The sequence below is a fragment of the Legionella pneumophila subsp. fraseri genome, from assembly GCF_000586315.1.
Classification (GTDB): domain Bacteria; phylum Pseudomonadota; class Gammaproteobacteria; order Legionellales; family Legionellaceae; genus Legionella; species Legionella pneumophila_B.
In genome coordinates this window covers 332,700-345,752 of record NZ_JFIM01000001.1, presented here as the reverse complement: position 1 = coordinate 345,752, position 13,053 = coordinate 332,700, and the positions used below count along the sequence as shown (strand labels likewise).

Below are 13,053 nucleotides of genomic sequence, written 5' to 3'. Positions count from 1 at the left end.
TATGTTGAATTTTATAAGTAAACCAGTTGACTATCTTAAGGGTGAAATCACAGTACCTGGAGATAAATCCATTTCACATCGTTCTATTATTTTTGGTGCGATTGCCATTGGAACTTCAGTAATTGATGGCTTTTTGGATGGTGAAGATTGTATAGCCACTCTTAAAGCATTTCAAGCGATGGGAGTTAAAATAGAAGGGCCCGAGAAGCAACGCGTTATTATTCACGGAGTTGGGAAATATGGTTTAAAACAACCAAAAAATATTGTTGATTGCGGCAACTCAGGCACCAGTATGCGCTTGTTGGCTGGATTGCTGGCAGCACAACAATTTGATAGCCAGTTAACGGGGGACGAAAGTTTACTTAAGCGCCCGATGCTAAGAATCAGCAGGCCTTTAAGTCAAATGGGGGCAGATGTTACAACTCAGGATGGGAAGCCACCTATTGTAATCAAAGGTGGAAAAAAATTAAATGGAATACATTATGTTATGCCAGAAGCCAGTGCTCAGGTGAAGTCGTGCTTGTTATTAGCGGGTATGTACGCTGAAGGACAAACAAAAATAACTGAAAATGCAGTCAGTCGGGATCATACCGAAAGAATGTTAAAAACATTTTCTTATCCAGTTCAGATACAAGATGGTACTATCGTTATTGATAGTAACGGTGAGTGTCATGGAACTCGTCTGAATATCCCGGGAGACATTTCGTCTGCTGCATTTTTTATTGTTGCAGCTTCTATTACTCCTGGCTCTGATGTTTTAATTCGCAATGTAGGTATTAATCCAACAAGGACTGGCGTTATTCATATTTTAACTGAAATGGGAGCTGATATTACAGTTTTGAATCAACGTGCCTATGGAGAGGAGCCAGTTGCTGATTTGCATATTAGATATTCCCAATTAAAAGGAATCAATATTCCTGCCTCTATGGTGCCTTTGGCAATTGATGAATTTCCGGTTATTTTTATTGCAGCCGCTTGTGCACAAGGGAAAACAACTCTTCATGGCGCTAAAGAGCTGCGTTTGAAGGAAAGTGATCGTATTGGTGCTATGGTGGATGGCTTAAATCAATTGGGGGTTCATGCTGAGGGTTTTGATGATGGAATATTGATAGAGGGTGGAAGTATACACGGCGGTGAGGTGAATAGCCGAGGAGATCACCGAATTGCCATGTCATTTGCCATTGCTGGTGCCGTCGCTGGTGCTCCTGTAACGATTAAAAACTGTGCCAATGTTGCCACTTCATTTCCATCTTTTGTTACTACCGCTAACATGCTTCGTTTTCAGATAGAGGAATATAGCTGATGGTTTTTAATAATGAGGTCCCTGTCATTACGTTGGATGGTCCAAGTGGAACAGGAAAGGGGACAATTTGTCATTTGCTAGCAAAGAGACTGCATTGGAATATGCTTGATAGTGGTGCTATTTATCGTGTTCTAGCTTATGCTGCTCGGAAAAATAGTATCGAAACGAATGAAATCAAAAAATTGACTGATTTAGCCCGTTCCTTAAATTTACGTTTTGAATCGTCTGCAGATAATGAAACAAAAGTAATACTTGATGATGAAAATGTCAGTCAGCAAATCCGTAGTGAACAATGTGGTCAGGATGCCTCACAAATTGCCGTGATTCCTGAAGTAAGAGCGGCACTGCTTGAACGCCAGAGAAACTTTGCTCAATTTCCTGGATTGGTGACTGATGGGCGAGATATGGGTACGGTGGTCTTCCCAAATGCTATTTTGAAGGTTTATTTATATGCAAGTGCAGAAGAAAGAGCAAATAGACGATATTTACAGTTGCAAGATAATGGAATTAATGTTAGCCTCGCCCAGGTTGTTGAAGAACTGGCTAAACGGGATGCAAGGGATACAGCTCGTACGCATGCGCCATTGAAACCAGCTGAAGATGCTGTCTTGATCGATACAACAGGACTAACAATTGTACAAGTGTTCAATATTGTATTAAAATTAATTGATGAACGTTTGAATAATTTGTAGTTTTGAATTGGGGGGAAGGTGAGTGGAACTCATTCTTCCATTTTTTTACTAAAGAGTTTATTAACATGTCTGAAAGTTTCAAAGAATTATTTGAGCAAAGTATTGCCGGAGCTCAATTTTATCCTGGTGCCATTATTACTGCTAAAGTCATTGATATTGATGATGATTTTGTTACCTTAAATGCGGGACTAAAGTCAGAAGGTATTGTTGCTGTAGAAGAATTCTACGATAAAAATGGCGAACTGGAAGTTAAAGTAGGCGATACTGTCGAAGTGGCCCTGGATTCAGTAGAAGATGGTCACGGCGAAACGCTCCTTTCAAGAGAAAAAGCAAAACGCCAGGAAGCATGGCGCAAGTTATCAAAATGTCACGAAAATAATGAAACAGTCACTGGTTTGATTTCTGGAAAAGTCAAAGGCGGTTTTACTGTGGAAATTGGCTCAATCAGAGCATTTTTACCAGGCTCTCTTGTTGATGTGAGACCGGTAAGAGATCCATCTTACCTCGAAGGCAAAGAACTTGAATTTAAAGTCATCAAGATGGATTTGAAACGCAACAATATTGTTGTTTCTCGCCGAGCTGTAGTTGAAGAAGAAAGCAGTGCCGACAGACAAGCACTTCTGGAGTCTTTACATGATGGTCAAGAGCTTCATGGTATCGTTAAAAACCTTACCGACTATGGTGCTTTCATTGATCTTGGCGGCATAGATGGTTTGTTACATATCACTGATATTTCCTGGAAGCGAGTCAAGCATCCAAGCGAAGTGTTATCAGTAGGTCAGGATGTTAAAGTTAAAGTACTCAGCTTTGACAGTGAAAGAAACCGTGTTTCCTTGGGTATGAAGCAGTTAGGAAATGATCCTTGGGTTGATTTGGTTGAACGTTACCCAATAGGCAAGAGATTACAAGGTAAAGTAACCAACATCACTGATTATGGTTGCTTTGTTGAAATTGAAGAGGGTGTAGAAGGCTTGGTTCACATGTCAGAAATGGATTGGACTAATAAAAATGTTCACCCAAGCAAAGTAGTGTCTCTAGGAGATGTAGTCGACGTTATGGTTCTTGAAATTGATGAAGAACGACGACGTATTTCTTTAGGTATGAAACAGTGTGTGGGTAATCCATGGCAGCAATTCGCATCTACTCATAATAAAGGCGAAAAGGTAAAAGGCAAGATTCGCTCTATTACTGATTTTGGAATCTTTATAGGTCTTGATGGTGATATTGATGGACTGGTTCATTTATCTGATATTTCCTGGACTGTTCCTGGCGAAGAAGCAGTAAAACAATTTAAGAAAGGCCAAGAGTTAGAAGCTGTTATTTTAGCAATCGATCCCGAGAGAGAGCGTATTTCTTTAGGATTGAAACAATTGGAAGGTGACAGTTTTGCCAGCTTTGCTGAAACTTACACAAAAGGCTCTATTGTTAAAGGTACAGTTACAGCGGTAGAACCTAAAACTGTAACCGTTGCATTAGCAGAAGATGTTTCTGGTACAATTCGTGTCAGTGAATTATCCGATGAACGTGTTGATGATGCTACCACTATTGTAAAAGTTGGTGATGAAGTTGAAGCAAAAATCACTAATATTGATAGAAAAAATCGCACCATTTCACTTTCTGTCAAGGCAAAAGATGCCCAGGATGAAGCGGATGCAATTAAGAAATACTCCAGAACAGAGGCTGCATCAACTACTCTCGGAGATTTATTGAAAGAAAAAATGGCTAGCAAAGAAGGTGAATAACCTTTTTAAGTCAAAACTGAAAAAGCGTAGAACTATCTACGCTTTTTTTTTATTTTGAGAAAAAGATTATGGTATGATGGACGTTTTAGCTTAAGGATAAAAGGAAATATTCAATGCGCATATTAATGCTGGTAACTTATCTACTGCTTATTATTATTGGTGTTAGTTTTGCGGCTCTAAATGCCTCGTCGGTTCAAGTTAATTTCTATTTTAAAACAGTATCTATGCCTATCTCTGTTCTTATGACTATCATGCTTGGAGTCGGCGTTTTTATTGGTTTTATTCTCTTTATTACACGATATTGGCGTTTAAAAATTGAATGTCGTAAAATGAAAAACCAATTAAAATTAACTGAAAAGGAAATAAAGAATTTGCGTTCAATACCTTTACAAGATCAGCATTAATTTTATTATTTGGGGAAACTCGATATACAGAGAGGAAAATTAATAGATGATTAATTTATGGCCACTGTTGTTACCTGCTGCCGCATGGTCTGGCTGGTGGCTGGCAAATCGTAGTAATTCCAATAAAGATGCTCATGTTCATAATCGATTATCGAGAGAATATGTAGTTGGACTTAATTATTTATTAAATGAACAATCTGATAAAGCAGTTGACGTATTTATCAAGCTTCTGGAAGTTGATAGTGATACAGTAGAAACCCATCTTGCATTAGGCAGCTTATTTAGGCGTAGAGGGGAAGTAGATAGGGCTATTCGTATTCATCAAAATTTAATAGCCAGACCTCAATTAAGTATTCAGCAACGCAAAGAAGCCCTAATGGCTTTAGGGCAAGATTATATGAGTGCCGGTGTGTTTGACCGAGCGGAACGCATCTTCCTTGAAGTTGTTGAGTTAGGTGGAAGCAGGGATACGAGCAGTCTTCAAGGGTTATTGGCAATTTACCAACAAGAAAAAGCCTGGGAAAAAGCTTTAGATATTATTAAGAAGTTGGAAATTTCTACCGGAGCCAGTTTCCACAATCAAGCAGCTCATTATTATTGTGAAATGGCTAGTCAAGCACTTAAAATCAATGCAATGGATAGAGCCATTTACTGTATTAAACAAGCAATGAATGTTGATCCGGAATCAGTACGAGCCAGTTTGATGAATGCTACAATTGAAATGAAAGAGGGTCGTTACAAGCAGGCGATTCGATCTTTAAAGCGAGTGCCACAACAGGACGCTGAGTTTTTAACTGAAATTATAGAACCATTAGTTTTTTGTCATAAAGAGCTGGATTCCATGCCAGATTGCATTCACTATCTTGAGCAAACTTTGGAAAAGCATCCGCGAGCCTCTGTGATTTTTGTTATTGCTGATTATTTGCGACAAAATAAAGGTATGGATATTGCAATTGACTTTGTAGCTGATAATTTAAGCAAACACCCATCAATAAGAGGTTTAAATCGTTTGATATATTGGCATTTGGAATCAGCGCATGGGAAAGTACGTGAAAAACTGCAAATGCTTTATGATATTACTAGTAAATTTTTAGATAATAAGCCCATATATCGATGTGGTCATTGTGGTTTTGGTGGTAAACATTTACATTGGCATTGCCCAAGTTGTAAACAGTGGGGTAGAATGAAGCCTATTCATGGGTTGGAAGGGGATTAACCTGAGACATACTCTCAGAAAGTTAATGAAGAGTTGTATGCTAGCTTAGTATAGCAATTGGAATTTTCCATTGCGAATTAAGTAAAACAATTCGGATGGAAAATTTAATCTGATTCGTATCAGCGTTTGCCAAGGCAGTTTGCGTTCAAATCAGTTTATTGCAACTTTATATTTTTATTAAGATTATTCCTTAACTTCATGGTATTGGTCTTAGGTATAGCTAAACAATTTATATACTAATTATGAGATTATATAATGCAATTTATCGACTTAAAAACACAATATTCTTTAATTGAGAATGATATTTTAAACAGCATTAAAAGGGTATTAAATCACGGCCAATATATTATGGGGCCTGAAATTGCAGAACTTGAAAAACAATTAGCCACTTTTGTTGGAGTGAAGCATGCGATTGTGAATTCAAGTGGGACAGATGCTTTATTAATGGCCTTGATGGCTCTGGATATTCAGCCAGGGGATGAAGTGATTACAAGCCCATTCAGTTTTTTTGCAACAGCTGAAGTAATTAGCCTTTGTCATGCAACGCCGGTTTTTGTTGATATAGACCCTTTAACTTATAATTTGGATCCTGAACAGTTAGAACGAGCGATTACTAAGAAAACCAAGGCTATTATGCCAGTTGATTTATATGGGCAATGTGCGGATTATGATACGATTAATGCTATTGCAAGTAAATACGGCATTCCTGTTATTGAAGATGCAGCTCAGAGTTTTGGAGCTACTTACAAAGGCAAGTATTCTTGTTCTCTGGCAACTATTGGATGTACCAGCTTTTTTCCATCAAAGCCCTTAGGCGGTTATGGTGATTCGGGAGCTTGTTTTACTAATGATGATATCTTAGCCAGGAAATTAACTGAAATTAGAGTTCATGGTCAAAATGCTCGCTATTGCCATCATCGGGTAGGGATTAATGGTCGAATGGATACTATCCAGGCAGCAATACTACTTGAGAAACTGAAAATATTTTCTAATGAGATTTTATTGAGACAAAGAGTAGCAAAACGTTATGATCAAATGCTTTCCAAGTTAGTGAAAATTCCTTATATCCCTCAATACAATGCGAGTGTATATGCTCAGTATACTATTGAGGTCGAGAATAGAGATGCATTTGCCAAGTCAATGCAAGCTTCAGGGATTCCTACAGCTGTTCATTATCCAATAGCTATGCATCAACAGCAGGCGCTTGGTTATTTAAATTACAAACTTGGAGATTTTCCAAACTCCGAAAAAGCAAGTCAACATGTTATTAGTTTGCCTATGCACCCTTACTTACAAGAAGATGAGCAATTGAAAATAGTTGCAGCAGTTAGAAATGCTTTACTTGTGATGAATGAAGAGGCCATGGCATAAATGACATCTAAATTAATCGTCGCGTTGGATTTTGATAATCAGGATAACGCTTTACAGTTGGTTGACAAACTTGACCCTGGTCATTGTGCGCTTAAGGTTGGGAGTGAGCTTTTTACTCTGTTAGGACCTCAGTTTGTAAAAGAATTAGTAAGAAGAGAGTTTAAAGTATTTTTGGATTTAAAATTTCACGATATCCCTAATACAGTTGCTAAAGCTTGCCATTCAGCCGCAGAATTAGGGGTATGGATGATAAATGTTCATGCCATCGGTGGCTTAAAAATGCTGCAAGCTGCGAAGGAATCTTTAAAAAACTATGGTCAAGACAGGCCTTTGTTGATTGCAGTCACTGTGCTAACCAGTTTTGAAGAAGGAGAATTGGCCAGTGTTGGTATTAGCAATTCATTGCCTGAGCAAGCAACTCATCTTGCTATGCTTGCCAGAGAGGCTGGGCTTGATGGTGTGGTAAGCTCCGCACATGAAGTTAAAATTATAAAACAGAAATGTGGCGAGAATTTTATTACCGTCACTCCTGGCATAAGACTGCCAAATAATTTAAAAAATGATCAATCGCGAATAATGACTCCACAACAAGCCATCAGAGAAGGAAGTGATTTTCTGGTTATTGGAAGACCAATTACGCAAGCAAGCAATCCCTATGAGGTTGTTTCCGCCCTATTACGTGATCTTTGATGAGACATACTTTTAAAAAATTATACATATGGTATAATTTTGTTCATTTTTGAATTAGTTGTACCATTCCTATTTTATTCTATAGAAAATTATGATAATTGTTATAAAGATGATTAATAAATATTTAAAAATAACTCAAATTATTTCAGATATTTATTCTATGGACTACCCAGACGTAAGGATCTACTGATGACCCCACAGCACGTCATAAGTCAGCTGCTGGAATCTGACACCAAATATCCTCAGAATTTAGATTTATTAAAAAAAATAATCATATCAGCTTACTTGGGACGCCTCAGAATCAATGGGTTGGCTCCAGATAACAAGATCGCACTAGGGAATTACTTATTTGATGATGAACGTATGATTTTTGATTTCACTCGATTGAGTGATTCGAAAAGAGCTTTATTTATTGAATGGTTGCTTGAGCCTCATCAAAAAGATAAAGAGCATGGTTTTTTAAGTGGCGTTTATGTGAATGAATATCGAGGTTTCACTGCGGAGGTCGCTTTAAGCTGGTGGGGTATCTTAAAAAACTGGTTATTTAATAATAAATCTGAACATTGGAAGATAACGGATTTGGGACTTTCTGTCAATTATCAGCTGACTGGTATTGAGATGTGTCATGGAAAGCAGGGTATCTTAATTGGATTTAACCAATTTTTAGTACCCCCTTCAGGTACCAAATATAGAGATCCCAATGATAGCCAAAGTGAACCATTGGGTAATGTTAAAAGAGTATTTATTACTGATAAACTGGTTGATGAACTTGTTGGGCTCAATTATAAAAATCTTAATTATGAGTCTGTCTGTAAAAGCCCCCACCCTCAATCTATTGATGTAACTGATCCAGAGGCTCGTCATAAAGACATGTATGACTACAGAAAAATGCAACGCTTTAATGGTGTGAAACCTTGGTATATCAGACTTTGGAGATGGATATCTAAACTATTTTTCGGTAATGCAAACGAAACTAAAAAAATAAGCTCTTCAGACGACAATCTGGAATTACTTTATAAAACGAAAACTGTCAAAATTTATCAGCGTTCCAAATCAAAGGAGATCCTGGTCACAGAGACACGGCCAGATATTACTAATCTGGTTTTTTGTGGAGGTGGGGCAAAAATTTTTGCTCATGTTGGAGTTTGGAAGGCTCTCAATGAAGCAGGGATGAGGCCAACCAAATTTGCCGGAAGCTCTGCTGGCGCAATCATGTCTTTGATGTGCTATCTAGGTTATACTGCTGATGAAATTACTGAACTTTTCAAACATTTTAAACAAGAGCATTTAGTTCAATTTGATATAGACAGAAATGGGTTATCTGACACACATTCTTTAAAAACCGCTTTGGATTATGCTATCGTAAATAAAGTAAGGCAAATAGTAAACAAATATAAAATTCCATATCCAAAGGGGAAAATAACTTTTAGTACTTTAGCGTCTTTAAGAGAGCAATTCCCTGATTGTGGAATAGGTAAAGAATTAATTGTTACCGCAACCAATAAACGCTCAGGAAAAACTATTTATTTGTCAGCAAATCATTATCCATTATTGGAAGTCAGTGAAGCAGTTAAAATTTCTGCGAGCTTTCCGATCCTATATAGAGATACCCTACTGGATGGTGAGGAGCATAATGACGGAGGAATATTAAGTAATTTTCCAACTGAGGTTTTTTTTGATGACCATTCAACGCTGCTGGAGTCTGAGTTTGGTAATAATTTAAAAGTATTGGCAGTTCAATTTGATAATGGGATTGAAAGAAATGTTATTGATAGAATAATGGACAAGGTTTATCGAGAGAATTTTATACTCAACTGGATTTATAGCTTACTGACTGGAGTCAGTGATCCTGCAAGTGGATGGGAAAGAGATCGCCTTAAATTAAGACAATATGCTCTGCAAACGATAATCCCTGAAACAGGGAAAGTATCTACAACAGGGTTTAACGTAGAAAGACAGAGTCAGGAGGAATTGATCCAAAATGGTTATCGGTCAACTCTGGATTATCTTAATGTAAGATATACTAAAAAAAACAACAGCTATGTTAATAAGGAAATGATGTACTCCACTTTCAGTTCTTTGGGAGATTTGCTAGCTTACTGTTGTTACAGGGGAGATGAGCAATGGTTTAATGTTGTTAATAATCTAATCGTGCAATCTACCTTGCCTAACCGCACTGCTTTAATGAAACAATCTCTGGAGCTTAGAAAACTATATTTTAATACGTCTCTACCCTCTAATCCTGAAAAGGATAAAACAATTTCTAATGAAAGCAACACGTTAACTTTTTTTGGTAATGCAGTCTGCCAGCATCATAATCACAGTCCAGAATTTGAAAATGGAAACCATGATGTCTTATTGGCGCTCTACCCAATTTTTTTAAAACTATCTACTGATTTATTAACAAGTAAAATTGATAAGAATCTATTAGATCGTGCGCGTCACTCACTGAATATACATTCTCCTTTTGATTGTCTTGAGCACTTTAACAAAATTTCAGGTGATGCTCATGTCATTATTCATATTATTGTTAAATTGATAAAAGAGCTTAAAGAAGGATCATGTCAACAAATTTATGATCTATTAAAAGAGGTTAGGCACTTATTGTATAGTGACATTAATCTTTTAAAAGCAAACTATTTTGGTAAATGGGATTTAAGTCTTCCTCAATGTATACGGATCTTGAGTTTGTTTAAGCAGGAAAAGCATGCTGATGCATCTAAATTATTGGATGGTTTACGTAACAAAATGGAGCCTGTGCAAACAGCAAAAGGAGGAGTGCATCATGATGACCTTAGTAACGGGGGCCTCGAGAGGTATAGGTTTGGCCTTGGCACATGAGTTTGCATCACATGGCCATGATTTAATACTTGTTGGTAGAGATTCTGAACAGCTGGAACAAATTTCAAAGCAATTAAATGCACAATATCAAGTTAAAGCTGAATATAAAGTACATGACTTAAGTAAACCAGGAAGCGCACTAAAGTTGTATACTGATTTAAAGGAGCAGGGCGTAGAAGTCAATTGTCTGGTGAATAATGCAGGCATAGGCTATATGGGCTCATTTGTTGAGATGGACATGAACAAGCTCGATGATTTAATGCACATAAACATGGTTTCCTTAAGTGAGTTAACACTATGTTACCTTCATGATTTTGTAGCTCGAAATGAAGGCAGTATTTTACAGGTGTCTTCAACAGCAGCATTTCAACCGGGCCCTTTTATGGCAGCCTACTATGCAAGTAAAGCGTATGTGGCTACGCTCTCTCATGCTATTGCCTATGAGCTTAAAGGCACTAAGGTATCTATGTCTATTCTTTGTCCCGGAGCAACAAAAACCAATTTTTTTCATGCGTCTGGTATGGAAAGCTCTATGTTGGAGAGGGGATACATTGGAATGATGACCCCGGAAAAGGTCGCTAAAATTGCCTATAAAGGGTTAAAAAAAGGAAAGTTGTATATTATTCCGGGACTAAGAAATAAAATTTTAGCTTATGCCGCAGCCATATCACCAAAAGTGATTGCTATTAGAATTGCATCTTATCTTCATCATAAAATCTTATAGATGGCATGCGATCTCAATTCATGAAAATAAGAGGATTTACTCTACTTGAAGTGATGTTTGCATTAGCCTTGCTTGTGGGATTATTGCTTTTAAGTTCATGGTCATTTTTTTCACTAATACAAAAAAATGAGAAAGAAACCCTAATCAATAATATAAAAACTGCCGTTCAATACTCTAAAATACAGGCTATTCATTTGGGGCATCCGATTTATCTTATTCCTTTAGGCTCTAATGAAAATTGGGCCAAGGGGATGGTGCTTGCTCAATTCGACCAAAAATCCAATAAAATTGAGCTGATTCACCAATGGCAATGGAATTCTAATTCCTGGAACATTAATTGGAAGGGTGTGGATTCTAACAATAGAATTATTATATCCAATATCCCTTATCGTGCGATGAGTAATGGTAAATTTATTTTGGATAATAGGCGAACTAATGAAAGAGTTGTGGTTACTTTAAATAGACTTGGCAGGGTTAAGGTGGGGAATTTAATTAATACAAAATCAAAAATAAAATGATTTTGTTTTCATCTTAAATATAAGCAATGGTTGTTCATAAAGAGGTAATTTTGTAATATCTTATGAAATTTTTTCCCAAATTATTATGTATGTCTATTAATTATCAATCCTTTCTGATTGCCGATACCAAGGGGCCAGGGTTACTCAAAGATTGGCTGGAATACCAAGATTCTTTAACAGATAAATTAAAAGCAATGACCGGGAATGCAGAGTTGGAACGTTTATCTCAAAACTGGGCTATTCCAAATTGGTGGGATAGGTATCTTCTAGGTATACAAGACAATAGTATTTTTCAACGAGAAATTGTTATGAAAAATCAAGGAATTGTCTATTGGTACGCACGATCGGTTATTCCACAATCATGTTATGCTCTTAAACCAGAATTTTTCAACCGTTTGGAAAATGAATCAATACGGAATTTAATTTTTGATGAAAGCAGTGTGAGACGGTTACCAATACTTTATTATCCAGTAGATCAATTAAATCTTGAGTTTCATTGGGTAAATAAATACATTCGTTCTGAATACTCGCAGATGTGGGTTAGGCTTACGGAGCTAGTATTTCAGGAAAAAAGTTCTTTTTATTTGGTTGAAATCTTGTTACCGGAGTTGGAAAACTTATTATGATTCCCTGGAATGCCTATGTCAGATTATTACGCTTAAATAAACCAATAGGAATTTTATTACTTTGGTATCCCACCGCATGCGCACTCTGGATGGCAAATCAGGGCTTTCCTTCGATTGATTTATTTATGATTTTTTTATTAGGTACAGTATTCATGCGTTCCGCAGGTTGTGTTATTAACGATATTGCTGACAGGCATATTGACAAGCACGTAGCCCGAACCCAATTTCGCCCTTTGACTTCTGGAGAGGTTAGTTTGTCTGAGGCATTTATTTTATTGTTTATATTACTTTGTGCCTCATTGCTTTTATTATTAAAACTTCCAATCAATTGTTTTTATTTTGCGGTTATTTCCGTGCTAATTACTTTTTTATACCCATTTTGTAAACGATTTTTGAATGCTCCACAACTGATATTAGGTTTGGCTTTTTCCATGGGTATTCCTATGGCATTCATTGCCTCAGGAAAAAATTTAAATAGCGATTTTATTGTATTGTTTTTAATTAATTTCTCCTGGATTATCGCTTATGACACAATGTATGCGATGACTGACAAAGCGGATGATCTAAAAATAGGCGTCAAATCGACGGCAATTTATTTTGCAAATTATGATAGATTAATTATTGCCTTGTTACTGATTTTTCTGCATTCTTTATGGTTGATATGGGCAATAAATAAGAACGCAGAATGGTTTTTTTATTTGTTATGGTGTATCGCCTCTGGAATATTGACTTATCAACAAAAATTAATTTATGCAAGAATACCTAAAAAGTGTTTTAAAGCATTTTTAGTGAGTGGTTATTATGGATTAGTGATGTGGTTTGCCGTTGGATTAGCATTGATTTAAATAATATATCCTCTCAATCCCAATAGAAAATTTGTTATGTTAAGAGATTATGGGTGTCGGAAAATTCCTTCATAAGACAGG

General features: G+C 36.7%; 12 protein-coding genes. All 12 read left to right on the top strand.

Annotated features, from left to right (window positions below):
- Position 1: 1 nt before the first annotated feature.
- The 12 genes from aroA to ubiA all read left to right on the top strand — a co-directional run bounded on the left by aroA (position 2) and on the right by ubiA (position 12,972).
- A complete protein-coding gene (aroA, locus tag CC34_RS0101545) occupies positions 2-1,303 on the top strand; it encodes a 3-phosphoshikimate 1-carboxyvinyltransferase (protein WP_027226928.1) in 1,302 nt (433 codons plus the stop codon).
- Complete coding sequence (cmk, locus tag CC34_RS0101540) at positions 1,303-1,995, top strand: (d)CMP kinase (RefSeq protein ID WP_027226929.1); 693 nt, start codon at positions 1,303-1,305, stop codon at positions 1,993-1,995. The genes aroA and cmk overlap by 1 nt, the downstream gene beginning before the upstream one ends.
- 65 nt (positions 1,996-2,060) lie before the next feature.
- On the top strand, positions 2,061-3,737 hold the full coding sequence (gene rpsA / locus CC34_RS0101535) for a 30S ribosomal protein S1 (RefSeq protein WP_010947150.1): 1,677 nt from the start codon (positions 2,061-2,063) through the stop codon (positions 3,735-3,737).
- A gap of 113 nt (positions 3,738-3,850) precedes the next feature.
- Entirely contained in the window at positions 3,851-4,141 is a 291-nt protein-coding gene (locus CC34_RS0101530; protein ID WP_027221602.1) for a LapA family protein, read from the top strand.
- A gap of 46 nt (positions 4,142-4,187) precedes the next feature.
- Positions 4,188-5,357, top strand: a complete 1,170-nt coding sequence (gene lapB, locus CC34_RS0101525; RefSeq protein WP_027221603.1) for a lipopolysaccharide assembly protein LapB — start codon at positions 4,188-4,190, stop codon at positions 5,355-5,357.
- 255 nt (positions 5,358-5,612) lie between these two features.
- Positions 5,613-6,728 carry a DegT/DnrJ/EryC1/StrS family aminotransferase gene (locus tag CC34_RS0101520; protein WP_027226930.1) on the top strand — a complete coding sequence of 372 codons (1,116 nt, stop codon included), beginning with the start codon at positions 5,613-5,615 and terminating at the stop codon, positions 6,726-6,728.
- Complete coding sequence (gene pyrF / locus CC34_RS0101515) at positions 6,729-7,418, top strand: orotidine-5'-phosphate decarboxylase (RefSeq protein WP_027226931.1); 690 nt, start codon at positions 6,729-6,731, stop codon at positions 7,416-7,418. It abuts the gene before it with no gap.
- Positions 7,419-7,604: 186 nt separating this feature from the next.
- Positions 7,605-10,259, top strand: a complete 2,655-nt coding sequence (vpdC, locus tag CC34_RS0101510) for a Dot/Icm T4SS effector VpdC (RefSeq protein WP_080271973.1) — start codon at positions 7,605-7,607, stop codon at positions 10,257-10,259.
- Entirely contained in the window at positions 10,204-10,983 is a 780-nt protein-coding gene (locus tag CC34_RS0101505; protein ID WP_027226933.1) for an SDR family NAD(P)-dependent oxidoreductase, read from the top strand. The genes vpdC and CC34_RS0101505 overlap by 56 nt, the downstream gene beginning before the upstream one ends.
- A gap of 5 nt (positions 10,984-10,988) precedes the next feature.
- Positions 10,989-11,501 (top strand): GspH/FimT family protein, encoded by a 513-nt coding sequence (locus CC34_RS0101500; protein WP_027226934.1) that lies wholly within the window; start codon positions 10,989-10,991, stop codon positions 11,499-11,501.
- Positions 11,502-11,590: 89 nt separating this feature from the next.
- Entirely contained in the window at positions 11,591-12,127 is a 537-nt protein-coding gene (locus CC34_RS0101495; protein WP_027226935.1) for a chorismate--pyruvate lyase family protein, read from the top strand.
- Positions 12,124-12,972, top strand: a complete 849-nt coding sequence (gene ubiA / locus CC34_RS0101490) for a 4-hydroxybenzoate octaprenyltransferase (RefSeq protein ID WP_027226936.1) — start codon at positions 12,124-12,126, stop codon at positions 12,970-12,972. Before CC34_RS0101495 ends, ubiA begins: the two co-directional genes overlap by 4 nt.
- Positions 12,973-13,053: the final 81 nt, after the last annotated feature.